This window comes from Iodobacter fluviatilis, from assembly GCF_004194535.1.
GTDB classification, from domain to species: Bacteria; Pseudomonadota; Gammaproteobacteria; order Burkholderiales; family Chitinibacteraceae; genus Iodobacter; species Iodobacter fluviatilis_A.
In genome coordinates this window covers 4409246-4432128 of the sequence record NZ_CP025781.1, presented here as the reverse complement: position 1 = coordinate 4432128, position 22883 = coordinate 4409246, and the positions used below count along the sequence as shown (strand labels likewise).

Below are 22883 nucleotides of genomic sequence, written 5' to 3'. Positions count from 1 at the left end.
AAATGTCTTTGTATGCTAGCAAAGCAATACGCTTAACAGAGGACTACAACGAAGAAGTGCACGAGAACTTAGATCCATATCTTGAGGTAATTTTTAGTTATATATGGATATATGCTGAGAATGGAGCATCGCATTGCGAAATTCCATTGAAGTTCCATGTTTTGCGTTCTTTAGAGAATAGAGAAGTAGAGTTGATTAAAAAAGAGCTTAGGCGCATGGGCTATAAAGCGGAATGCGGCAAAAGTTCTTTGAAAGTTACATGGCTTGAAGCTAAGTAATTATTTGTATAAGGTTTAACTTAAGCTAAACCATAGGAAAATTAATAAATTAATTACTAATGAATTTATTCTTGAATAATTTTTTCTTTGCTTCTTTTGCATTGATGCAGTCGGGATTAGAGGCATATCTAGCTGGGTCGTTACTGTATTTTTCAATCGTCTTATTTAATTCTTCTTTGTGTTCAGGCTTCAACCAATAATTAACATCACGACTTGAGTTTTGTGCATGACCCACAGTAGCTCCTGCCAGCGCGATAAAAACAAAAATGTATTTCACTATATTCCCCTTGTTCTTTAACGAATGAAGCAACAGAGAGAAGCTAACACAAAAAACACGCAGCGTAAGATTGAAAAAAGAAAACAGATTGATGTGTGTGCTTTTGCTTACGGTTCGGTGGGTGATCTTCAATTTTATAGCATAATTACCTTGGGCACTGTTCGGTGTAGAGCCTTCGTATGAAGGATATTCAATGTCAACTTGCGGAGAAATGATATGGGCGTATCTTTTTCAATGAATGGATTATTCGGTGTATGGACTGAAGCGCTGGAACGTAACGAACCAACTTTGGCATTTGAACTTTCTAATGGACGAGGGCGATTTTTGTTCATGATGTTCTTTGATCCCGAGGATAAAAGCACAAAAGACCAGTTGTTGTTATTCCTTCAAAATACACGTTATATGTTGCCGCTTAAGTTGTATGGAGCTCATAGCAAAGGCGATTTTCGAATTTTTCTAGAAAGTTGGCAGGTAGAAAAAATTAAAAAAGAACTACAACTTGAATATACAGATGGTGCAGCATTTGATATTACGAGCTTTATCGATGCATTAAATAAAAAAATCCCTGAATCAATAAAACTTGCGGAAAAAATTAAAATTCTTCGAGATAATCTCCCCGCATATAACTCTGAGCTTAAAAATATTCTTGATTTTCATGAAAGAACTGAGCTTATTGGTGAGGTGCGCCTGCCTGATGGGAAAGCTCCCCGCGAAAAAACACTAAGGAAACTTTATCTATATTCAACACGTTCCCCTGAATACGTTGCTGAGTATATAGCTAATTTAAAAAGTCGAAACTGCACTCTAAGTTGGCGTATCCCAAGTTTCGTAGTCTAAATAGAGCAAACTTTGATATGTGAGAAATGGGATTGATGATTTGTTAGTGCTATCAACCGCCATTCTCTCGTCTAATCGTAGCTCTGCTGGCTTTAATTGCTGTGTACATGGCCTCGATGCTAACGGGAGTAATAGACTGATGAATCATGCCTTTAAGTAACTGCAAAGATTGAGTTACTTTTTTTATCGAAAATTGGCCTTTGGATACTTCAACAAATTCAATTTGATCAACGGTAACCAAACCCATTGATGCCCTCACTTTGGCAGGAATAGTAATTTAGCCTTTTGATGTTAACGTTGCGGTTGCCATGCTAAATCCCCTTAAAATATGACATCTATAAATATTAGCGCAGTAATGACTCCACTACAGACTTCACCAAAAGAGGTGATTTCCAAAACCTTGGGACGCTGTCCCAAACCCTGCTCTTGCTTGCGAGGCGGCGGAGTCAGGGGGTAAAAAGCACACCCCCTAACTCCACCTGTAGCTTGGAGGCGTTTCGTGAGCATCAAGGGGCTTTCGCGGCATAAAACGTGGCAAAAATCAGCCACATTTATTCCACGTCCCCTTGACCCTCACTACTCTATTAAAATATAGATGCATATCGTATCGTATTGATGTTTAAACGATACGATATGATATGAATTCAGCAGGTTAATGACAGTATCTGAAAATCAATGCCGACATACGATCAAAAAACACTGGCAATAAACAAGCAAATTCAGTAGTGGTATTTTTCATGGTACTCGGCGGTGGCTAATTATGTGGTGTGTTGTTTATAAAGGTTTTATTCCCTTTATTTATAATAGAGTGGGAATGATCCTGCTTTAGTTGTTTGTTGAGTATTACAAACACAAGCAAAACCTCAGCCTATGGCTGGGGTTTTGTTGTTTTTGGGGGGAGTTGCATGTGGGTTGTTGTTTGCGAAGGTTTTTTGTAATATTTGTTGGCTATTTGCGCTTAATTTTGGTGCGATTCCAGTTGTTCATCCTCTCTGTAATTTTGTATGTTTCGGATGGAGTCATGTGGAACTTATTGATGGGATGGATACGGTATTGCTTTATTAGATCCCATGTTTCAGCATAGGCATCTTCAATATTTTGATATGCAGATATTGATATTGTATTTGGGAGTTTAATCTCCAATTTTGCTTCCTTTCTTTGCAGAAAGATATTCGGAGATTTAATTTCGTCTAGACTAAGTTCACCTATGGTCTTTGTATGAAGGGCTGACCTGTTTAAGATTGAGCATTCGGATACAGTAATTTGGTCAATTTGTGTGTTTAACTCCAATGCTCTCTGAACGCAGCCGTTAAAATCCCAGTCATCATCAGGCTTTGTGATGGTTATTATCCCGCCCAATGCTTCCCATAGTTCTAAAATCGCAACGTGTGGCTGTGTTTTCAGAAGTTCGATTTTTTTAGACTTATTTGATTCATCGTGATGTAGCCAACCATAAAGAAATAGAATTACCTTGAATGTAATTAGATGCCTTGATGCCCCACGACGCATATCATGGCAAATATTTTCTCCAAGTGTTTCGTTTTTAATGCTATGTGTAAAATAATTCGCTAATTGACTCATTGTAAAATCATCTGCGTTTAGGCTGAACTTACAGCTAGCGCACACCAGCTTAAGTAGTTCGATGTGGGTCAACTCTGGGAAATGGTGCCGAGTTAAGATGATCAGTGAGGTATATTCTGATAGTTTTTTGTCTTTTAATGTGGCTTTAAAGGTTTCTATGAAGTAGTTTCTTGTAATTATTTTTGTGAATTGATCGTCTATTTTTTCAACATCACTTAGTTGAGATATTGTTTCATTTGCAAATGCATGTGCTTCTAGCACTGAAAGCATGCTTAATGGTGTGCTACAGGTGATGGAGTCTCCATCCTTGAAATAGATCCAGATGAATGTTCCATATTCTGGGCTATAATCGAGCGCATGTTCGATTTTTGTGAAAAATAATGGTTCGTTGTCTTGTTTAGGTATGAGTTTGCTATGCATTTGTAATTCAGATGCATTAATCATAAAAACATCAATTGCTTGTTTTGTTTTTTCGTAGTCTCTCTTGTTTATTGCATTTATTACAAGTCCTTTTCTAATTATATATTCCATGCCCCAATTGGTTGATGTTAGGTCTGTGAAGTGAGTTAATTCATGCTTTATTAATGATCTATTTTCAATTTGTTCTTTTATTTCTTCTTGAGGTTTTTTATCTGCGTGGGTTATTGATTTTTCAAATTTTACTTTTTCCTCTTCACTGTATTTTTTTATGGTTATTGTGTAGTCGAAAAAATCAAAGACACCATTTTCGCTATGCGTGGCTAAGCTTGATTTATATTGTTGTCGCGTCATTTTATTTCCTCTATAAACTTTGTTGCTGTTTAGCTTCCGGCAATCGGATTCCAATGCGTAGCCCTGTAGTGAATTTACCCCATTTCTTTTGCGTTTTTTGTTTTATTTTATTGGGCGCAATTGCCATTCAACCTGCTTTCGTGCGGATGAAATAACTTGATCAAATAGCATTATATGAGTGTTAGGCTCTCGATTGTCGCTAGGGAAGTCTGCAGATCGTTTGCCTCCAATAAGTAAGATTCTAATCGGAGAGTCGGCATATTTTTTAAACTCATGCCGATAGGCAGTAGCTTGTTGATAGTCAGTGTAATTCAATGAGTGATTTGGGCGTTTGAATTCAATTAATAGATATTCACCGTTTAAGTTTTCGTTAAGCAACAAATCTGGTCGTTTGTCTGCTAATACGCCGATGTATTTTCCTCCAAGATAATCTTCGATTTGTCGTTTTAAAGTAGTATTTGAGCTGAATAAAGAATATTCTGGCCCGAAGATCCATAAATTTGATTCAATGGCTTTATGCATCATTGACTCAAGTGTGCTTGGATTTTGAGAAAGCACTTCAAGCTGATCAAGAAACGTTGACCGTGCGGCTGCATTTTCAGCTAAATATGCTAAGTCGATAAGGCCGAAGTTATTTAAAGCATCTGCAAGAGTACCTACGTCTTTTCGGGGAGCTTCAGAGATGTGTTCAAGTAATATGCGGTAGTCTGATCGTTCCAATGCTTCTAGTAATACCGAAACAATTAGCTCAACTTTGCTTTCAGGTTCGCCATAGTATTTATCAAGTATTTTTTTAATTGCTTGATCAGCAAATTGACGTTTATGTTCGGGTAATGAACTTAAACGCTCTCGAATGGTTTTTTGCAAACGAGCCTGAGCTAATTGGATTTCTCGGCCGTATTGTGTCTTGAATGCAACTTGTAATAGAGGTAATACAAACTCTTCAACCATTTTTAATAATTCGCTATTTTCAACGAGAGAGTCCCAGCCCGCAGTTACATGATCACGTAAACCATCTGCATCAATTTCACCATAAAGCTTTTTAAGTAGCTTTAGGGGGAAGTCATCACGATTTTCTAGGCCAAAAAAACTCGGTTTGCCAATAGACTTGCCATCCACTCTTAGTGTGATACCAGGCTGGCGTAGGCCTACTTTGCCATCGCTAATCGAAAATCTTAGCTTTACGCGGCCAACGAGAGGTAGTATTTCTTCATTTTCAGTGAAACTACCTGATATATCATCAACATCTAGGCGTTTGCCATCAACATTGATTTGAAAGTCATCTTGGCGACCGTAGTCTTGTAATAGTATTTGGCGCAATTTATTTGCATCTGGATATGCTAATCCGTGATGTAAACCAGACAAAGTTATTGTGGTTCCGTGCAATGCCACATCACAAATTTCAGCTCGATAATCAAGTTCTAATTGTTCAATATCTTCAACTAGCGCTAAATCTTGAATTTTAAGTGTAAATCTACACAATCTACCTCTTGCTCGGGTCTCAAGTGTCATCTCCGATGCTGCCATTAGACCGGCAAACTTGCCAATTCCTTTACGACCTTTAATTTGGCGGTTTTTCCCCGCAGTGCGTTCTCCCCGACGAAGTCGCCTATCAGATGCTATTGAGAGATAATTACGTCGTAATTCTTCCTCAGTCATCCCTGAGCCATTGTCAGAAATTACGATAGGCTCATCACTCATTGGGTTGGGCAAAATTATCGTTACCTGCTCAGCATCAGCATCCCAACCATTATCAATTAGTTCTTTTAGTGCTTTTTCTGTAGAGGAGTATTCTTGGCTGAGTAGTGTTGCCAATCGAGAGTCAACTTGAAAATGTAGTTTGGTATCTGACATAAATATTCCAAGCTCGTTGGTTTGATGACAGAGTTTAGCCTTTTATTGTGGGAATGTTCTATTTAATTGGTTTTAAACGACTAATTAGAAAATGAACAACCGGGGACAGATCACGGTTAATTCAGTGATGGTTTGTTTTTTACTGTAACCTCTATTTTTTTTAATCTCCAAACGCCTGCCGCACCACATCAACAAGCCGTTCACCAATTCCTGCATTCTCGGCAAATATCGGATATCGCTTACAAAGCTGATTAGACAGCGCGTTCCCATTCTGCCGAATACTACGAATAATCCCGTCGAGTTCATTATCTGGCGCTTCTAAAAATTGCTTGATGGCGCTGCGGGCTTGATCGTTGGCTTTTAAGAAATGGGCTTCTTTGCGCATTTCTTGCGTTAGCGTGGTGTCGATGATTTTGGCGAGATATTCGGCGTGCGCGGTAAGGTCGGGGTAGCGCCATGCGGGTAGTGCATCGTTGTAAGCGCTGAAGTAAAGATTGTATTCAACGCCATCGTCGGCAATGACTGGCTCGCCAAAATAGTATTGATCGGCATATTTACGCATCAGGCGGCGGGAAAAACGCTCAAGCACTTTGTCGTAAGCAGCGCGCGCTTGGGTGCTGTCTTAGCAGGCGGGTTTGTGGCTGGTGAGCATTGTTGTTTCTGGGGTGTAGAAAGATTGTAAAAAATACATCGATATCGTAGGGCGTATTCGATGCGAAGCCGCAATACGCCGAATGATGCGTGACTCATATGGCGTAATGCCTGCGGTGCTTACGCCCTACTTGCTGTATGGACATTGTAAGTGAGCGATAGCCATTGATACCCAATCTCAGCCATAAAATCGATTACTCCGCCGTAAAAACAGTTATAAATTGAGGTTTTTCAATAAAAACGATTATAGCAGACGGGTTTGGGGGCGTTGTAAACAACCGAGGACAGACCACGGTTAATTCAGTGGTGCTTTGTTTTTGACTGTAGCCACCATTCTATGATTAAGCCCGCGATGCGGGCTTTTTCTTTACGCGGCAATTTTCTCGCAGGCTGCCCGTGCTTTTTGGGCAAAAACTGAATCTCGGTCGGCGGAGAGATAGAGCTGATTCATGGCTCTTGTCATGCCGACATAGAGTACACGGGCTTGTTCGGATTCTTCGCTTTTTTGATGCGGTAAGCTGCCTAAACCAGCAATAGCAACAACAGGGAATTCGAGTCCTTTACTGGCATGCAAAGTAAGTATCGATACGCCGTTGCCTGCTTCGGTGGATCCAGTTTGAATGGGAATCTGGCAGCGTATGAAATGCTCGCGAATGGCATCAAGTTGATAATTGAAATAGGCCAACACGGCCATATCGCGCCATTCAATGCCTTGTGCTTGGCATTGCTCAAACTTTTGGCTGATGGCCGCTATTTCTGCATTGAAGCTGGGTAATTGAATAAACTCCGGTGCGATATCGCGCCGCCCTGCTGTTTGTGGCAGAACCAGCGGTACGCCATCATCTTCGGCATCCTGTGCCGAGAGTAAATCGCGCGCAAATTCATAGGCGACGCCGAGCACTTCGGCGCTATTGCGATAATTCAATTTCAAGATTGTAGTGCGGCCCCGCGCCTGAATGCCGACGCTGGAAAAGGTAAATTGGCGTTTGCTCGATTTCTGGTAAATATCCTGTGCGCTGTCGTACAGCATCAGCAAGGCGTTGCTACTTGGATCCACCATTTGCACGACAAGGCGTAACCATTCTGGTTTGAAATCATGGCCTTCATCAATCAATAGGGCAGAGTATTGCCCTGCAGGCACCTCTTTACGGTTAACGCCATCAATAACGCCTTGAATGGTTTCTTCCCAATACTCAGTGCTATTGGGTTTAGCCTTTGACTTGGGTAATAAATAGGTTCTTGCCATTTCACCGCACCAGCTATGAAACGTTTGAACGGTAACCTGCTGTGATAAACCTTTTTGTGCCATCCAGCTTTTGAGTTTTAGTGATAATCCCTTGTTGAAACAAAGAATCAACACTGGTTTGTTTGCGCTTTTGGCGAGATATTCCGCACGGTAGCCCAGAATCATCGTTTTGCCTGATCCCGCTACGCCATGGATGACGCGATGACCTTCACCCAAGCTGCGTGCCAATTGCTCTTGTTGCACATCCATCACACGGATTAAATCAGGAATCGCCATTACTTCTGACGTTGATTCATGGAGCGCGGCATCAAACAGGCTGCCTTGGCGGCAGACAATACGCACGTCTGGAAATAGGTGCCAACGAATCCGATCAATTTGCGGTAGGGTGAGCTGGCAGGGAAAGGGCTGTAAAAACATATCCCAAAGCCGTTTTTGGAATGCTTCTGCGCCTGCTGATTCGGTCATTTCATCCTGACAAATGACTAGATGCTCGGGAAGTACATCGGCCAAGTTGGCTTCGTTAAAGTCTTTACGTGTGATATTGGCCAACACCACGCCGTGCCCGTAGGGCATGACTAATTTTCCGGCGTAGCGACTGATTGCTGGGTTGATTAGGAGGGGATCTTTTTTGAGCATATCAATGGTGACATTGATAAAGTCTCGTGCCTTAAGCAGTGGATTAACTTCTTTGACAAGCTTGCCATTGAAGTTGCATTCCACCAGATTGGGATTGATCGTCAAAATACTCGTTAGCTTCCAGTCTTTGATTTCAAGCGCTAAAACGCCGCGCAGTGGATTAAGAATCAAAAAGTCAGGGCGTCGTCGTTTTACGCCAACCGTCACGTCATACCAGCAGAGGTAATCGTCTTCGAGCAAAGCTTCAAGACGGCGGGCAAAGCGCTTTTCACCAGACGTCATTCGGGACAGGCAGGTGTTTAAACTGGGGATAAGCGTTGCCATACAAGATTTCCTAAGTGCTGATTTATGAAAATTGCTCGATAATAGGCTTTGCTGTAAGGCATGTCACAAATAGTTTGCATGGCTAGTCAGTAAATGCCTCTTGCTCCGCATGAATAACCCGTTTGCCAATGGCTGCTTGTTCGCTAAAGATGGGATGCCGCTTACAAAGCGGATTAGACAGCGCATTTCCATTTTGCCGAATACTGCGAATGATGCTGGCGCATTATCGCGTGCGTAAAACACTGGGGCGATGTAGTCCGTTAGGGCGTGATAAAGCGCTGAGGGCGGGGTAATAGGGAGATTGCTGGTTAGGGAATAACAAAAAACGAGCGGATTAGGCTCGTTTTTTGTTATTAAACGACTAGGGCGGGTTCATCCATCAGGGCAATTTGTTCGCGTAATTCTAAGATGCGATCTTGCCAATAGTGCTCGGTATTAAACCAAGGAAAGGCGGCGGGGAAGGCGGGGTCGTGCCAGCGGCGGGCTAGCCACCCAGAGTAGTGAATCAGCCGAAGCGTGCGCAGCGCTTCAATTAAGTGCAGCTCGCGCGGGTCAAAATCGCAGAAGTCTTCGTAGCCAATTAAGATATCAATCAGTTGCCGCGTCATTTCGCTGCGGTTGCCAGAGAGCAGCATCCATAAGTCTTGAATAGCAGGGGCGCTGCGGCTGTCATCAAAGTCTACAAAGTGCGGGCCAGCGTCGGTCCAAAGTACATTGCCGATATGGCAATCGCCGTGCAGGCGGATTTGCGCCACATCGCCAGCGCGATCAAAGCTGCGGCGAACGCCATCTAAGGCCAAGGCAATGGCGCTTTCCCATGCGGGTTTGAGCGAGGCGGGGATAAAATCGTGGCTGAGCAAAAAATCCCGTGGGCCTATGCCAAAGGTGTCGATATTTAGAGCAGGGCGATGGGCAAAGGGTTTTAGTGCGCCAACGGCATGAATGCGGCCAATAAAGCGCCCCATCCATTCTAGCGTTGAGGCGGATTCTAGTTCGGGTGCGCGGCCACCGTGCTTATTGAAAATGGCGAATTGAAAGCCTGCAAACTGATGCAGCGTTTGGCCTTGGTGAATTCGCGGCGGCACTACTGGCAGCTCTCGCTCGGCTAGCTCTAGCGTAAAGGCGTGCTCTTCTAAAATAGCTTCGCTGCTCCAGCGCTCAGGGCGATAAAACTTGGCGACCAAGGGGGGCCATCATCTTGCCCCACTTGATACACGCGGTTTTCATAGCTATTAAGCGCAAGCAGCCTGCCGTCGCAAGGCAGGCCAAGGCTGTCGATCGCGTTCATGACACAATCGGGGGTTAAATTTGCGAATGGAGGGGTCGTATTCATCCCCAGATTGTACGGCTAAAGCGAACATCGTGGGGAGGCGTGGTTTATTTCAGCTTGTTCCACAGCACAATGGCTTCTTTTTTGGTGGTGCCTTGCTGAGAGATGGCACTGCAATTGCCGTTTTTGCCAAATTTAGAGCATTGCACCCAGCAGCGGTTAGAGCCTGCTTTAGTGACTTCGGGTTTTGAGCCGCATTTTGGGCAAGGCTGTGGTTCGCTATCGTTGGTGGATGGCTTGCTTTGATAGGGCCTTGAATTGAGCATAGAGGTCGCGCCTTAAGGTAAAAGAAAAATGCCCGCAGCGGCGGGCATGGGTTTAGCGAGATACCGCTTTAAATAATACTAGTTCAGCCAAACGCACAAATAGCAATCAAAGCGCATCCAGTCTGGATGATCGCTGCTGTGTACTTGCGCGCTGGCGGCGCTTATTTTAACTCGCTGAGCAGTGCAGAAATGATCTTGCTATTGTCGTCGCCCTTGATTTTTGAAGTCACGGTCAACTTGGTCTGATTTAGGCCTTCGGTGAGGTGTACTTCATACTCATGCGCTTGTTTTTGCTCTGGCGCGGCGTCTTTTTTCCAGAAAGCCAGCTTGCTAAAGATGCTGCTATTGTCTTCGCCACCGATATCCGCATCCGCACGGCGAATCATGTAAACGCCTTTGCTGCGATCACGGTCATAGACTACATAGCCAGAGCGATCTAGTGCCAAGCCAACACGACGCCAAGCACGATCAAAGTTGTCGGCGATGGACAGTGCCTTGCCATTGTCGATTAAGCTAGCACTGGCAGGCGCTTGGTAAGGCTTTGCAACCACGGCTTGCGCTGTGGCTTGGTCTAGGCCAAAGCGTTGCAGCAGTAAGGAAAGCATCTCAACTTCCATTTCTGGTTCAGGTTTTCTTGGGGTCCAGATGGTTTTAACGTCATCACTATTTTTTGTGATCTTGGCGTCGCTGCTACCATCTTTGCTATAAACCTCAATCATGCCGCGATGCGAGATGTAAATCTCGGTGGTGCCAGGCTCGCTGCCACGCTCTACGCGGGTGCGATAGCGGTCTAGTTCACCAGTAGACAGAATGCGGTCTGATATTTTAGACAGCATACGGGTCACTAAGTCTTTAGGCAGTTTGGCACGGTTTTCTAGCCAATCTGTTTCCATAATCCCAATTGCGGGGTTATCTAAAGACAGCAAAAAGCCGTTATCTAGCCAAAACTCGTGGATTTCTGGCCATAATTTTTCTGGGTCACCTTTTACAACTAACCAGCGTTGGTTGCCAGCCTGCACAATCTTGGCACGGCTGCTATCCCCGAGTATGGTCGCTGGCGTTGCTGTGGTAGCGCTCGGTGCGGGAGTGGTGCTGCCTAAGACCGTATTTGCCTGCACATTAAAGTGACTATTGCTCGCTGGTGTGGTGAGCTCTGGCGGAAGCTCAAGCGTGTTCTTACCAATATTGTCACTGCCACTGCGGTAATCCACTTTCTTTTGCAGCATCAGTTGATCTGAGCTGCAGCCTGCCAAAGCAATGCACAGGCCTAATCCAATAAGACGTGAGGATGTTTTTAATTGATGCATCATTGGCTTCTTATTAGTGGGTTAGTCCGGCGGTGGCCATGGCATCAGATACCAAGGTTTGCGCACTGTGTGAAAGAGGGGTGAGAGGCAAGCGAATACCAGCTTGGATTAATCCCATTTGCTCTACCGCCCATTTCACTGGAATAGGGTTGGCTTCAATGAATAAGTGCTTGTGCAAATCTTGCAGTGGATCATTGAGCGCACGTGCGCCTGCTGCATCGCCTTCAATGGCTTTTTTGCAGAGCAAATGCATTTGTTTTGGCGCGATATTGCCTGTAACAGTAATTACGCCATGCCCACCTATTAGCATAAACGCCATCGCGGAGGCATCGTCACCCGTGTAGAGCGCAAAGTCTGCTGGGGCGCGTTTTACTAAATCTGCAGCGCGCTCTAAATTGCCTGTGGCATCTTTAATCCCAACTACAAAGGGCAGTTGGGCTAAACGAAGCGCGGTATCGTTGGATAAATCGGCAACGGTACGTCCTGGTACGTTATATAGAATGGTAGGTAGCTCACTGGCTTCAGTGATCGCTTTAAAGTGCTGGAACATCCCTTCTTGAGTTGGGCGATTGTAATAAGGCACAACCGATAGGCCATAATTTGCACCCGCTGCCTTGGCGCGTAGCGATAGGTTAATCGCTTCGCGGGTCGAGTTTGCACCCGTACCAGCAATAACAGGAACGCGACCAGCAGCTTGCTCAACCACAACGCGTACAATTTCAATATGCTCGTCTACATCAACCGTTGGCGATTCTCCCGTAGTCCCTACGGCAACAATGCCGTCGGTACCTTGCTCGATATGCCAGTCGACGAGTTTTCTAAGACTCGCGAAATCGAGGCTTCCATCCTCGAACATGGGGGTGACAATCGCCACCAGACTACCTGTCAACATGAGCCTGTAATCCAGTCAATTAAAACAAAGGTCTATTCTAACGTAACGAGGAAGCTGCAGGAAACCTGTCGGTGAAGGCTTTCTGTAGGATTTATGTATCCTTTGTGGGAACTTAGTGTTTGTTTTTGCCTTCCCCCCTATAAAATCCAAGGCTTAGCAGAAACTTGGATTTATCTCTGATAAGGTTGGGTTCGATATTTTTCATAAAAATTGCCATGATTCCTCGGTATTTTTCTTCATTTTTAAGCAAATATTGAATGATGTCTTACGCGTTTTCTTTAAAAAAATGCGAAAAAGTGAACGGAAGCGCTTTAAATATATTTATCTATACTGACACTAGGGTCTGTTGGACTGGGTTGGTTGGCTGATGCGTAACCTGATGGGGTGCTAGGGGTGGTTGATGCATGGATTTATCGCTGGGCTGTGTGTAATCTAATGTTGATAAATTCACTTTGCGCAATCGGCCCTAAGCTGCAGCTAAGAGGCAGGCTTTAAAGTCGCTATACGCTTAATTATCAAGTTGCTTAGCGCGGCTGCGAATCAAACGTCAACAGAGCTAAGGCTTTGTGTAACAGGGCGGTATTGTGGTGAGGGTCAATAAACCTTGGCGATATTTAGGCTGGCGAGATGCATTGGGCGTGTGTGCTCTATTGCTGCTCTTTGCCCTGCATATTCACTCTTGGTCTGTGTATGGTTTATTTGTTGCGATGTATTTGGTGCTGCGTTGGCCGACGCACCCCATGTACCCAACGACGGCTTATGATTCGCTAGCCTTGGCTGTATTGCTACTGGATCAAAAAGCAAACTGCTGTTATACCAATTCACATTTTTGTATTTTAGCGTCTCTCCCTCAAGAGGATGTGCTAGGGGATGGTTGGTTAGCAGCCATCCACCCAGAAGATCAAGCTAGCGTGCTGGCCGCGCAAATTAATTTGCAGCAAGGCTTTTCTTGCACGATTGAGTTTCGTATACAAGATCTTAGTGGCCATATTTGCTGGGTTTCATGCCTGATGCAGGTTGTAACGGGATTTTCGAACGTGGCATATCAGGTGATTTTATTTGATTTTTCGGCTTTTAAACAGCCGTTGAGCGAGGCAGCGGCTTTGCTGTGCGAGCAAAAGCAAAAAAGGGCAGATCTAGAAAGTATCTTTAATAGTTCAAAAGATCCGATTGCTGTTTTGGATTTGCAATTTAATTTTTCATTTTTCAATCAAGCATACGCTAAATTGTTTTTTTCTTTATATGGTATTGTACTTGAAATAAATGATTGTTTTTTATTGTGTGAGTTTAACTCCCCAGATGATCGATCTAATTTAATTACTTTTTGGGGCCGGGCGTTGCAGGGAGAATCTTTTTCAGCGCAAAGTGAGTTATATGGTGAATCATTTTCTGAGGTGAGTGATTCGCAAGGAAAACGTGCGGCTTTAGCTGTGTTTGATATGTCTTTTAATCCACATTTTAATGACGCAGGCGATCAGATCGGGGCCGTTAGTGTTTTGCATGACGTTACTCTCGCCTCTAAAACTAAATTAGCTCTGCTGCGAAGTGAAGAGTTATTTAAAGCGGCGACTCAATCTAGTTTAAGTGCGATTTATGTTTTAGAAGTAATCAAAGACGAAAGTTGGAATGTAAAAAATTTTCAAATTATCGATGTTAATCCAAAGGGGTTCGATTATTTTGATATAAAAAAACAAAATGCATCAGGTTTATTGTTAATGGATGCATTAAATAGAATTAATTCCTCCCACTTATATCCCATGTTTTGTGATGTTTTTTTAAATAAAAAAACGATAATGAGTGAGGAGTTTAGCCTTAATCCATTTTTTTATGGATCGTGGTTTAATTATCAAATTGTTGCAGTTTCAAATGGTGTGGTCTTTACCATTACGGATGTAAGCCAGCGAAAAAAATCAGATTTGGCGATTGCCGCGTATAGCGATTTGCAAAAAGCAATTTTAGATTCGGCTGGGTCTGCCATTATTGTGACGGACCTGAATAACACCATTCGTTTATTTAACCGAGCAGCCGAAAATATGCTGGGTTATCAAGCTGATGAATTAATTGCTAAAGAAAAGCCAGCGCTTTTTCACCAATCGGCTGCGGTGGCAGATCTACTTGCTGATTTCTGTAGGGAAATAGGGGAGGAGCCCAATGCATATTTTGATGCATTTGCTCAGCAAGCAAAGCGATATATACAAAGAGATTGGATTTACCAGCATCGCGATGGACATAGTTTTCCTGTTGAGCTAACCATGAATGTGGTCCGTGATCTGCGCGGAGAAATCACTGGCTATATGGGAATTGCCAATGATATTAGCATTAGAAAGCTGGCGGAAATCAAGTTGCAGCAAAGCGAATCACGCACCTCCGCTATTTTAGGTAGCCTGCATGATAGTGTCTTGATGATGGGTTTTGATGGCGTTATTAGGGATGCCAATCCTGCTGCGCTAAGGTTGTTTGCTTTTGATCAGCTTAAGGGGCGTTCTTTAAGTGCTTTGTTTCCTCGCTTGGGTGAAATCAATAGTAAGCGTGGTGTGGCCAAAGAGTTGTTTGTACGTTTAGGTGTAGATACACGGCGAGTAAGTGAAGTGGTTGCGGTGAATAAATATGGCGATGAAATGGTGATGGATATGGCTCTGGCTGTGGTAGAGGTGGAAGGGGAGAGGGTTTATATCGCCACCTTGCATGATCTTACCCAGCACAAGCTGGATGAGAAGAAAATGCAAGATACTATTGAAGAGCTAGAGTCTTTGCAGGCGAGTTTAAGTGCCAGTCATGAGCAGCTGTCATGCGCAAATTCTGAGCTATCCAGATTGGCGCATATGGATGGTTTAACGGGGTTGGCCAATCGGCGCTTGTTTGATCAAACATTGGCACAAGAATGGGCAAGGTCAGCAAGAAGTGGCGCATACCTTGCTTTAGTGATGCTCGATGTGGATTACTTTAAGCGATATAACGATCATTTTGGTCATCAGGCTGGCGATGAATGCTTAAAACAAGTGAGCGCGGCTTTAGCCTCTGCATTGCATCGCCCTGGTGATTTTGTTGCGCGTTATGGGGGTGAGGAGTTTGTACTGGTGCTGCCAAATACTGATCAAGACGGTGCCATTCAGGTGGTTGAAGTGGTGCTAAACCAAATTCGTAATTTAAAAATTATACATGAGTCCTCGGATGCCGCAAAAGTGGTCACGATGAGTGCGGGTATTGCAGTGATGTTGCCATTGCTGGGTGTTGATTCTTATTGTCTTGTGGAGGCGGCCGATCAGGCGCTTTATCAAGCCAAGCATTTGGGGCGTAATCGCTATTTTGTGGCTGGGAGTAAAGTTTGAGTGCTGTTCTGGATGAATCCCTCACAAGATGAGGGGATAGTCCGGTGTGTGAGTTGTGGGTAAGTCGTATAAGTTATTGATTTTGCAAGGCTAGACTGGGCTGATTAATTTTTAGTCAGCCCCGTTTTTTTATTGCTATTTTTAGAAAAAACCCGTCATTTTTATCAGTGAATAGGCGATTGCTAGCATCATAAAGCCAATGGCGATATCAAGAATACGCCAAGCTTTAGGGCTGCTAAATAAATGGCTCAGCTTGCTAGAGCCGTAGGCTAAAGAGAAAAACCATATCGCAGAAAAACCGACAGCACCTATGACAAAAAATGGTCGTTCACTGGCGGCTTGTTGAGCTCCAATTGAGCCAACGAGCACCACGGTGTCGAGTAGAGAGTGAGGATTAAGAAACGAAAAGGCCAGCCCTGCCAAAATGACTTTGCTTGGCGTACCAAAAGCGCGCTCGCGGTGATCGTCATTCAGCGTGCTGGGGTGCAGTGCATTTTTAAAAGCATTAAAGCCATACCAAAGCACAAAAGCTGTGCCAAAAACAGCCATCCATCGTTGTAAATCGGGCATGGCGGCTAATAATCGCCCCATTCCTGCAACGCCGAGCGACATTAAAAGTAAGTCGCAAAGCGTGCACATTAGTGCGGTTAAGAAAACATGCTGGCGAGTAAGGCCTTGGCGTAGCACAAAAGTGTTTTGAGCGCCGATAGCCATTATCAAGCTAGCGGAAAGAGCTGCACCGTTTAGGGTTGTGGCAAGTGTCATGGCGGAATCTGTAAAAATGAGGGGTGGGTGCTCTGAGGGGCGTGGCGCACTGCTTAGCTTACGAGTTTACTTAAAATCTTGCGCGGTAGTCAATGCGAGGGGTTTTTTTGTGGGGCTAGCAGCCTGTCGGACTTAAGACTGATCTACTACGGAAAAGCCGGATTTGGCCATATTCCACGCATTTTCTCGTTGAATAGCCAGCTATTCGCCTCAAAAACCCGCGAAATCTGTCTCAAACCGGTCTTTCCCTCGCTACGATCGCTTAAGTCCGACAGGCTGCTAGGGATTTGTTTAGTTGCGGGGTTTTTGTAGCCATATTTTGCCGTGTTTTGCTCTGTTTTAACGTGGGGGTTGGCGGCTTAATTTTAGCGATCCTATACAAGTAATTCTTGTAAGAAGAATTGTTCTCGATTAAAGTATGAGAATGATTATCAATAAATCACTTACTATTGCGGTGGCGCTATTTGGTCACGCTGCTCTGCTTTATGGCCTGACAACAATGTCAGATAGCCCAAAAAAGCCAGAGCAGGTGGTGATGTTGCTCGCGCCCGCACCTATGCCGATGGGAGAGGAAGTATCACCCCCTCCGCTTGCTAAGCCTCGCGCACTTACGCCGCCATCTAAACCCACACCGGTTCGGCCTACTACACCAGCCGTGGCAAAAAAAATAAGTCCTAGCGAAGCCCCCGTTCAGCAAGCAACAGGAAAAATGGATGCAGCAGTAGATGCCGCAGCGCCAGTACCTCCCGCTCCCGCTCCCGCTCCCGCTGAAAGTGCCGCCGCTGCTGCGGGCAGTAAGCTCGGCAAACAAGTTGCAGATGATGTTCCTGTTACCCCACCCTTATTTAACACGGCCTATTTAGCTAACCCACGCCCAGCCTATCCGTCGCAATCTATGGCCTTAGGGGAAAAGGGGCGGGTGATGCTACGGGTAAAAGTGAGTGAGTCGGGCCTGCCTTTAGAAATTGAGCTGGCGCATAGCAGTGGCTATCGCCGCTTGGATGACGCTGCAAAAAAAGCGGTTGAACGCTGGAAATTTGTGCCAGGGCGCCGTGGTGATACCGCCATTGTGATGAGCGCTATGGTGCCTGTTGATTTTGTTATTTAATAATTTGTATTTTTATAAAGAGAATGGCAATGAATTTGGCTTTAATTTGGCAGTCTGGCGATCCGGTGTTGGTTTCAGTGTTTGGCTTGTTGTTGCTGATGTCGGTGGTGAGCTGGTGCTTGATTTTATTGCGCAGTAGCTTGTTGATTCGCATTAAGCGCGGGCAAAAACTGTTTTTGGCGGCGTTTTGGAAAGCTTCTGACTGGAGCGAGGCCACTGGCCTTGCTGCTCATGCAATTGCGCCTGAAGCTCAGTTGGCGCGTGCGGGGTGGGATGGCTTAAGCCATTATCGTAGCAACGCAGGCAAAGGCCTTGGGTTGGCGGTGTCTTTAGATGATTTTTTGGTACGTACCCTACGCACCCGTTTAAGCCAAGAAAACGCACGTCTTGAATTGGGTTTGTCGTGGCTGGCAACGGTGGGGTCTATTTCTCCTTTTGTAGGCTTGTTTGGTACGGTTTGGGGTATTTATCACGCGCTGGTGGCTATTGCAACGAAAGGCGATGCGTCACTTGCAACCGTGGCTGGCCCAATTGGTGAGGCGCTGGTTGCCACTGCAGCGGGTTTGGCTGTAGCGATCCCTGCTGTGGTGGCTTACAACGCTTTCGTGCGCGCTAACCGTGTGATTGCGCAGGGCTTAGATGGTTTTGCGCATGATTTACATGCCCAACTGCTAAGCGCTGCTGCTATTGAAACAGAAGGAAAATAACATGGCTTTTGGCAGCTTCGATCAAAACGATCAAGCCCCGATGTCAGAAATCAATACCACACCTTTAGTGGATGTGATGTTGGTGCTGCTGGTGGTATTTATTGTGACTGCGCCGGTGATGACGCATTCGATCCGCGTGGATTTGCCCAAGGCTAAAGCCGAAGTGACGCAAGTACCCCCTGCTGTGCTGCGCGTTACGCTGACGGCAGAGGGGCAAATTGAATGGGAAAAAACGCCGATTAGAGCGGATGAGTTGCCGATTCGCTTTGCCACAGCGATGGCCAAAGATGCTCAGACAGAATTACATTTGTTGGCCGATAAAAGTGTGCGCTACGAGCTGATTGCACAAACCATGTCGGCCGCTAGGCAAGCAGGCTTAACGAAAATTGGTTTGCTTACCGATGGCAATGGCGGCTGATAAGACCTACACACTCACCGTTTTTACCAGACGGAGGTCATATGACCTTCGTTTTTTTTGACCTAAAAAAACAGAAGAATACCCATGAGAGAGTATAACGCGCCTGTGACCCGCGTAGGCCGCACGCCACGGCGGCGCGTGATATTCCACAATCCACCACCAGTATTACCAAGCTGCTGATGGCTAAACCGTTGCTTTCTGTCGTCAGCGCCTTCAGGGGGCCGAGAGGGAAGACGGCAGGATGACTTCGGGTACTTTATCGGTGTTGATCAAGCGCAATCAGCAGTTGGCTAAAGACAGCGTCGTTGCGAAGGAGCTGGGGGCGATTGTTTTGCAAGCCTTGAATGCCAATGAAATGTTTTTCTCAGCCGCGCTGCCTAGCTTTGTTATGCCGCTGCAATTTAATCGCTACGAAAACAGTATGGATTTGGGCAACCATATCGATAACGCGGTGCAGGGTATTTTTGGCACGCAAGAGCGTATTCGTGCTGATTTATCGGCCACGGTGTTTTTTGCTGAGCCAGAGGGGCGAGCTGATGATTGAAGACACTTACGGCGTGCATGAAGTGAAGTTGGCCGCTGGCGATATGATTTTATATCCCAGCTTACATCGGGTCGAGCCGGTTGCGCGTGGTGCACGTTTAGCGTCTTTCTTTTGGATACAAAGCATGGTGCGCGATGTGGGGAAACGTGTGGTTTTGTTTGATTTGGATACGTCGATCAGGTAGCTGCGCCAGCAGGGTGGATCGCACGATATTGCTACGCAGTTGACGGGTACTTATCACAATTTATTAAGGCGCTGGGCTGAACTCTAAGTCAATTACAATAGCCCCGCCATGTTAAATTTTAAATCTATTGTCTAAGGTGCTTCGACCAGCGTAGCCAGACGCGGTATAATCGGCGTTTTTGTGTGAGCTTACACGTAATGCCTATTTATGCTTATCGCTGTGCAGCTTGCGGTCATTCTGACGAGCATATTCAGAAGATGTCGGATGATGCGCTGATCGTATGCCCGACTTGCCATGCGCCTTCTTATGAAAAACAGCTAACGGCTGCCGGTTTTCAATTAAAAGGCAATGGCTGGTATGTGACAGACTTTAAAGGCGGATCACCCGCTAAATCGCCTTCTGATGGCTGATAAATCCATGCTAATGACGCATTTTAAAAAATACCTGCTGACAGGATTACTAGTGTGGGTGCCGTTGGCCATTACGCTTTGGGTTTTGCAGCTGATTATTGGCACAATGGATCAGATCAGCGCTTTGCTGCCTGCTTCGATGCGGCCTGATTCATGGCTATTACATGCTTTACAGGGGTCGTTGCCGTTTTTAAAGGGCTCGCACCATATTCCTGGCTTTGGCGTTGTTTTGACGGTATTGGTACTGTTGTTAACTGGTGTTTTTGCGACCAATGTCTTGGGTTTGCGTTTATTACTGGTGGGTGAAAAGCTACTAAACCGTATCCCGATTGTTAGATCCATTTATAGCAGCGTGAAGCAGGTATCAGACACGTTGTTTTCTGATTCTGGTCAAGCCTTTCGTCAAGCGTTGTTAGTGCGTTTTCCGCATGCAGATGCATGGACTATTGCGTTTATGACTGGAGTGCCAGGTGGTGAAGTGGCTGCCGTATTGGATGGCGAATACGTGAGTGTCTACGTGCCTACTACGCCCAATCCAACCTCGGGCTATTTTATAATGGTTAAAAAAAGCGACGTGATTGAGCTGGATATGAGCGTTGATGCCGCTTTAAAGTATGTTATTTCTATGGGTGTGGTCACGCCTAGTATGAAAAGCACTAATTAAATTAACAGAAAACGAGAAAACTAAATGCGTACTGATTACTGTGGTCTTATTGACACCCGTTACCTTGGGCAAACCGTCACTATCAAAGGTTGGGCGCATCGTCGCCGCGACCACGGTGGCGTAATCTTTATCGATTTACGTGATCGTGAAGGCTTGGTGCAAGTTGTTATTAATCCAGACACCGCTGAAGCATTTGCTACGGCTGATTCCTCACGTAATGAATACGTTTTGGAAATCACAGGTCTGGTTCGCACTCGCCCTGATGGTGCCGCGAATAAAAACCTGATCTCTGGCGAAATTGAAATTGTTGCCACGGACATCAAAATCCTAAATACGGCTGTTACCCCACCTTTTCAGATCGACGATGAAAATCTCTCTGAAAACGTGCGTTTGCAAAACCGTGTGATCGATTTGCGCCGCCCAGTAATGCAAAAAAACCTGCGTCTGCGCTATCGCATCGCCATGCTGATCCGTAACTACCTAGACAGCCGTGGCTTTATTGATATCGAAACACCGATGTTGACGCGTTCTACACCGGAAGGCGCACGTGATTACCTGGTGCCAAGCCGTGTGCACGATGGTCAATTCTTTGCCCTGCCACAATCTCCACAGCTGTTTAAACAATTGCTAATGGTGGCGGGTTTTGATCGCTACTACCAAATTGTTAAGTGTTTCCGCGATGAAGATTTGCGTGCAGATCGTCAGCCAGAATTCACCCAGATCGATATCGAAACATCGTTCCTGAATGAACACGAAATCATGGACATCACCGAATCGATGGCCAAGCATGTGTTTAAAGAAGGGATTGGCGTTGAGCTAACAGATTTCCCACGTATGACTTACGCCGATGCCATGCGTTTATACGGTTCAGACAAGCCTGATTTGCGGGTGACTCTGCAGTTCGTTGAGCTGACTGACTTGATGAAAACGGAAGAATTCAAAGTATTCCGTTCTGCAGCAGAAATGGAAAACGGCCGCGTGGTGGGGTTGCGCGTACCGGGTGGTGCTGCGCTTAGCCGTAAGGAAATCGACGAATACACCAAGTTTGTCGCTATTTACGGTGCTAAGGGCTTGGCTTACATCAAAGTAAACGATGTCACTAAGCTGACTAATGACGAGCATTCTGGTCTGCAGTCCCCAATCGTTAAAAACTTGTCCGAAGCGGCGCTAAAAGAAATTATCGCTCGCACTGGCGCAACTGATGGTGATTTGATTTTCTTTGGTGCGGACAAAGTCAAGATCGTGAACGAAGCCATCGGCGCACTGCGTATCAAGGTTGGCCACGAAAAGGGCGAGGCGGGCGGTTACTTTGCCCAAGGCTGGAAGCCAATGTGGGTGATCGACTTCCCAATGTTCGAGCACGACGAAGAAGCCGATCGCTGGACTGCATGTCATCATCCGTTTACGGCTCCGCAAGACGGCCACGAAGATATGCTCGATACCAATCCTGGCGCATGTATTGCTAAAGCTTACGATATGGTGTTGAACGGCTCTGAAATCGGTGGCGGCTCGATCCGTATTTACCGCGAAGAAATGCAGTCAAAAGTATTCCGCGCGCTGAAAATTGATGCGGAAGAAGCACAAAACAAGTTTGGTTTCTTGCTAGAAAACCTGCAGTTTGGCGCGCCTCCACACGGTGGTTTAGCGTTTGGTCTGGATCGTTTGGTGACTTTAATGGTGGGTGCAGAATCGATCCGTGATGTGATCGCCTTCCCTAAAACACAACGTGCTCAGTGCTTGTTGACCGATGCGCCAAATAGTGTGGATGAAAAACAATTGCGTGAGTTGCATATTCGCTTACGCCAAAAAGCAGAAGTTGCTGCGAGCTAAGTGTTTGATTTTGTAAGAAAAGCATCCACATTCAGTGGGTGCTTTTTTTTGGATTCAACTATAATATATTAATCTTTGCTTTCACATTCGGTGCAAAATGGAAAGATTTGGGGCTGATTCGTTTCATAGTTGTGGGCATCCAATCTTACCTTTGGCTGATGTTGCTGGGGATGAGAGTGAATACGCGCCGCGCTCTGGTTTTTTTTGCAGCCGTTGTATGCAAGCCGCGCAAACTGCATTTGACACCCATATTTATGTGAATATGCAGCAAATTGCGCCGAGAATGGCCGCTTTTGTTTTAGAGGTGACGCATAGTGGGCCTGAATTTGCGGAGTTTTTGGCCGCCTTAGGTTTTGAGTTTCGCCAAGCTTCAATAAACGAGTTGGAGCCTAGCGGAGAGGTCGGTTTGCAGCCCGTTTGGCGCAAAGAGTTTTGGTTTGAAGTGAACCTCCAAGCCCATTATGTGATTGCACTGATGGCTCGTATTAAAGAAGAAGCCTATTTGCTGGCTGATTACCTACCCAATGGCACAGCCGCCGTGCACTTTTTAGATTTTCCAGCCGCCTATGTAGACGTTTAAAGCGGGTTTAATCGTTTATATGGATCTCATCTTTTTTAGGGTGGGAGCAAGACGCCATTTTTTTTGCAAATGCCAGCTTCAAGCCCCCGCTTTA

At 45.3% G+C, this 22883-nt stretch carries 24 protein-coding genes; 13 read left to right on the top strand and 11 right to left on the bottom strand.

Translation table 11 applies throughout. The features are described 5' to 3' along the window. Positions 1 to 2 precede the first annotated feature (2 nt). Positions 3 to 278 carry a hypothetical protein gene (locus C1H71_RS19650; protein WP_130104730.1) on the top strand — a complete coding sequence of 92 codons (276 nt, stop codon included), beginning with the start codon at positions 3 to 5 and terminating at the stop codon, positions 276 to 278. Between the two features lie 49 nt (positions 279 to 327). On the opposite strand, the gene C1H71_RS19645 is transcribed toward C1H71_RS19650, so the two are convergent. Beyond that, positions 328 to 555 carry a hypothetical protein gene (locus C1H71_RS19645; RefSeq protein ID WP_130104729.1) on the bottom strand — a complete coding sequence of 76 codons (228 nt, stop codon included), beginning with the start codon at positions 553 to 555 and terminating at the stop codon, positions 328 to 330. 216 nt (positions 556 to 771) lie between these two features. On the opposite strand from C1H71_RS19645, the gene C1H71_RS19640 reads away from it, so the two are divergent. Further along, entirely contained in the window at positions 772 to 1392 is a 621-nt protein-coding gene (locus C1H71_RS19640) for a hypothetical protein (protein ID WP_130108075.1), read from the top strand. 948 nt (positions 1393 to 2340) lie between these two features. Here the strand turns inward: C1H71_RS19640 and C1H71_RS19630 are convergent. The 9 genes from C1H71_RS19630 to dapA form a co-directional block, all read right to left on the bottom strand. Then, positions 2341 to 3744: a hypothetical protein gene (locus C1H71_RS19630; RefSeq protein ID WP_130108074.1), complete on the bottom strand. Its 1404-nt coding sequence runs from the start codon at positions 3742 to 3744 to the stop codon at positions 2341 to 2343. Positions 3745 to 3846: 102 nt separating this feature from the next. Then, complete coding sequence (locus C1H71_RS19625; protein WP_130108073.1) at positions 3847 to 5598, bottom strand: ATP-binding protein; 1752 nt, start codon at positions 5596 to 5598, stop codon at positions 3847 to 3849. Between the two features lie 160 nt (positions 5599 to 5758). Beyond that, on the bottom strand, positions 5759 to 6187 hold the full coding sequence (locus C1H71_RS19620) for a hypothetical protein (RefSeq protein ID WP_130108072.1): 429 nt from the start codon (positions 6185 to 6187) through the stop codon (positions 5759 to 5761). A 429-nt stretch (positions 6188 to 6616) separates the two neighbouring features. Continuing rightward, positions 6617 to 8455, bottom strand: coding sequence for a DEAD/DEAH box helicase (locus tag C1H71_RS19615; RefSeq protein WP_130108071.1), 1839 nt, complete (start codon positions 8453 to 8455; stop codon positions 6617 to 6619). 353 nt (positions 8456 to 8808) lie between these two features. Then, the gene (locus tag C1H71_RS19610; RefSeq protein ID WP_262488347.1) at positions 8809 to 9639 is read right to left on the bottom strand and encodes a serine/threonine protein kinase; all 831 of its coding nucleotides are present in this window, start codon (positions 9637 to 9639) and stop codon (positions 8809 to 8811) included. Further along, positions 9588 to 9743, bottom strand: coding sequence for a hypothetical protein (locus tag C1H71_RS21715; RefSeq protein WP_262488346.1), 156 nt, complete (start codon positions 9741 to 9743; stop codon positions 9588 to 9590). The genes C1H71_RS19610 and C1H71_RS21715 overlap by 52 nt, the downstream gene beginning before the upstream one ends. Positions 9744 to 9832: 89 nt before the next feature. After that, positions 9833 to 10051 carry a Lar family restriction alleviation protein gene (locus tag C1H71_RS19605; protein ID WP_130108070.1) on the bottom strand — a complete coding sequence of 73 codons (219 nt, stop codon included), beginning with the start codon at positions 10049 to 10051 and terminating at the stop codon, positions 9833 to 9835. A 161-nt stretch (positions 10052 to 10212) separates the two neighbouring features. Further along, a complete protein-coding gene (gene bamC / locus C1H71_RS19600) occupies positions 10213 to 11361 on the bottom strand; it encodes an outer membrane protein assembly factor BamC (RefSeq protein WP_130108069.1) in 1149 nt (382 codons plus the stop codon). Positions 11362 to 11371: 10 nt separating this feature from the next. Then, positions 11372 to 12250 carry a 4-hydroxy-tetrahydrodipicolinate synthase gene (gene dapA, locus C1H71_RS19595; RefSeq protein WP_130108068.1) on the bottom strand — a complete coding sequence of 293 codons (879 nt, stop codon included), beginning with the start codon at positions 12248 to 12250 and terminating at the stop codon, positions 11372 to 11374. A 587-nt stretch (positions 12251 to 12837) separates the two neighbouring features. On the opposite strand from dapA, the gene C1H71_RS19590 reads away from it, so the two are divergent. Beyond that, positions 12838 to 15579: a sensor domain-containing diguanylate cyclase gene (locus tag C1H71_RS19590; RefSeq protein ID WP_130108067.1), complete on the top strand. Its 2742-nt coding sequence runs from the start codon at positions 12838 to 12840 to the stop codon at positions 15577 to 15579. A gap of 141 nt (positions 15580 to 15720) precedes the next feature. Here C1H71_RS19590 and C1H71_RS19585 read toward each other — a convergent pair whose 3' ends face one another. Beyond that, the gene (locus C1H71_RS19585) at positions 15721 to 16344 is read right to left on the bottom strand and encodes a LysE/ArgO family amino acid transporter (protein WP_130108066.1); all 624 of its coding nucleotides are present in this window, start codon (positions 16342 to 16344) and stop codon (positions 15721 to 15723) included. 418 nt (positions 16345 to 16762) lie between these two features. On the opposite strand from C1H71_RS19585, the gene C1H71_RS19580 reads away from it, so the two are divergent. From C1H71_RS19580 to C1H71_RS19545, 10 genes are all read left to right on the top strand, one after another. Beyond that, a complete protein-coding gene (locus C1H71_RS19580) occupies positions 16763 to 17452 on the top strand; it encodes an energy transducer TonB (RefSeq protein ID WP_130108065.1) in 690 nt (229 codons plus the stop codon). Positions 17453 to 17481: 29 nt separating this feature from the next. Continuing rightward, positions 17482 to 18159 carry a MotA/TolQ/ExbB proton channel family protein gene (locus C1H71_RS19575; RefSeq protein WP_130108064.1) on the top strand — a complete coding sequence of 226 codons (678 nt, stop codon included), beginning with the start codon at positions 17482 to 17484 and terminating at the stop codon, positions 18157 to 18159. 1 nt (position 18160) lies between these two features. Next, positions 18161 to 18577 carry an ExbD/TolR family protein gene (locus tag C1H71_RS19570; protein ID WP_130108063.1) on the top strand — a complete coding sequence of 139 codons (417 nt, stop codon included), beginning with the start codon at positions 18161 to 18163 and terminating at the stop codon, positions 18575 to 18577. A 241-nt stretch (positions 18578 to 18818) separates the two neighbouring features. Continuing rightward, positions 18819 to 19121, top strand: coding sequence for a hypothetical protein (locus C1H71_RS21710; protein WP_262488345.1), 303 nt, complete (start codon positions 18819 to 18821; stop codon positions 19119 to 19121). Then, positions 19114 to 19305 carry a hypothetical protein gene (locus C1H71_RS21705; RefSeq protein ID WP_262488344.1) on the top strand — a complete coding sequence of 64 codons (192 nt, stop codon included), beginning with the start codon at positions 19114 to 19116 and terminating at the stop codon, positions 19303 to 19305. The genes C1H71_RS21710 and C1H71_RS21705 overlap by 8 nt, the downstream gene beginning before the upstream one ends. Continuing rightward, on the top strand, positions 19306 to 19392 hold the full coding sequence (locus C1H71_RS22080) for a hypothetical protein (protein WP_374704465.1): 87 nt from the start codon (positions 19306 to 19308) through the stop codon (positions 19390 to 19392). It begins immediately after the preceding gene. A 95-nt stretch (positions 19393 to 19487) separates the two neighbouring features. Next, a complete protein-coding gene (locus C1H71_RS19560) occupies positions 19488 to 19715 on the top strand; it encodes an FmdB family zinc ribbon protein (RefSeq protein ID WP_262488343.1) in 228 nt (75 codons plus the stop codon). Between the two features lie 13 nt (positions 19716 to 19728). Beyond that, positions 19729 to 20379: a DUF502 domain-containing protein gene (locus C1H71_RS19555; RefSeq protein ID WP_130108309.1), complete on the top strand. Its 651-nt coding sequence runs from the start codon at positions 19729 to 19731 to the stop codon at positions 20377 to 20379. A gap of 24 nt (positions 20380 to 20403) precedes the next feature. Further along, complete coding sequence (gene aspS / locus C1H71_RS19550) at positions 20404 to 22209, top strand: aspartate--tRNA ligase (protein ID WP_130108062.1); 1806 nt, start codon at positions 20404 to 20406, stop codon at positions 22207 to 22209. A gap of 97 nt (positions 22210 to 22306) precedes the next feature. Then, complete coding sequence (locus C1H71_RS19545) at positions 22307 to 22789, top strand: hypothetical protein (protein ID WP_130108061.1); 483 nt, start codon at positions 22307 to 22309, stop codon at positions 22787 to 22789. Positions 22790 to 22883: the final 94 nt, after the last annotated feature.

What these genes read in the sequence shown, in the direction of transcription:
- C1H71_RS19650 (WP_130104730.1), top strand. Translation starts at nt 3, where the DNA reads ATGTCTTTGTATGCTAGCAAAGCAATACGCTTAACAGAGGACTACAAC.
- C1H71_RS19640 (WP_130108075.1), top strand. Translation starts at nt 772, where the DNA reads ATGGGCGTATCTTTTTCAATGAATGGATTATTCGGTGTATGGACTGAA.
- C1H71_RS19630 (WP_130108074.1), bottom strand. Translation starts at nt 3,744, where the DNA reads ATGACGCGACAACAATATAAATCAAGCTTAGCCACGCATAGCGAAAAT.
- C1H71_RS19625 (WP_130108073.1), bottom strand. Translation starts at nt 5,598, where the DNA reads ATGTCAGATACCAAACTACATTTTCAAGTTGACTCTCGATTGGCAACA.
- C1H71_RS19615 (WP_130108071.1), bottom strand. Translation starts at nt 8,455, where the DNA reads ATGGCAACGCTTATCCCCAGTTTAAACACCTGCCTGTCCCGAATGACG.
- C1H71_RS21715 (WP_262488346.1), bottom strand. Translation starts at nt 9,743, where the DNA reads ATGAACGCGATCGACAGCCTTGGCCTGCCTTGCGACGGCAGGCTGCTT.
- C1H71_RS19605 (WP_130108070.1), bottom strand. Translation starts at nt 10,051, where the DNA reads ATGCTCAATTCAAGGCCCTATCAAAGCAAGCCATCCACCAACGATAGC.
- bamC (WP_130108069.1), bottom strand. Translation starts at nt 11,361, where the DNA reads ATGATGCATCAATTAAAAACATCCTCACGTCTTATTGGATTAGGCCTG.
- dapA (WP_130108068.1), bottom strand. Translation starts at nt 12,250, where the DNA reads ATGTTGACAGGTAGTCTGGTGGCGATTGTCACCCCCATGTTCGAGGAT.
- C1H71_RS19585 (WP_130108066.1), bottom strand. Translation starts at nt 16,344, where the DNA reads ATGACACTTGCCACAACCCTAAACGGTGCAGCTCTTTCCGCTAGCTTG.
- C1H71_RS19580 (WP_130108065.1), top strand. Translation starts at nt 16,763, where the DNA reads ATGAGAATGATTATCAATAAATCACTTACTATTGCGGTGGCGCTATTT.
- C1H71_RS19575 (WP_130108064.1), top strand. Translation starts at nt 17,482, where the DNA reads ATGAATTTGGCTTTAATTTGGCAGTCTGGCGATCCGGTGTTGGTTTCA.
- C1H71_RS19570 (WP_130108063.1), top strand. Translation starts at nt 18,161, where the DNA reads ATGGCTTTTGGCAGCTTCGATCAAAACGATCAAGCCCCGATGTCAGAA.
- C1H71_RS21710 (WP_262488345.1), top strand. Translation starts at nt 18,819, where the DNA reads ATGACTTCGGGTACTTTATCGGTGTTGATCAAGCGCAATCAGCAGTTG.
- C1H71_RS21705 (WP_262488344.1), top strand. Translation starts at nt 19,114, where the DNA reads ATGATTGAAGACACTTACGGCGTGCATGAAGTGAAGTTGGCCGCTGGC.
- C1H71_RS19555 (WP_130108309.1), top strand. Translation starts at nt 19,729, where the DNA reads ATGACGCATTTTAAAAAATACCTGCTGACAGGATTACTAGTGTGGGTG.
- aspS (WP_130108062.1), top strand. Translation starts at nt 20,404, where the DNA reads ATGCGTACTGATTACTGTGGTCTTATTGACACCCGTTACCTTGGGCAA.
- C1H71_RS19545 (WP_130108061.1), top strand. Translation starts at nt 22,307, where the DNA reads ATGGAAAGATTTGGGGCTGATTCGTTTCATAGTTGTGGGCATCCAATC.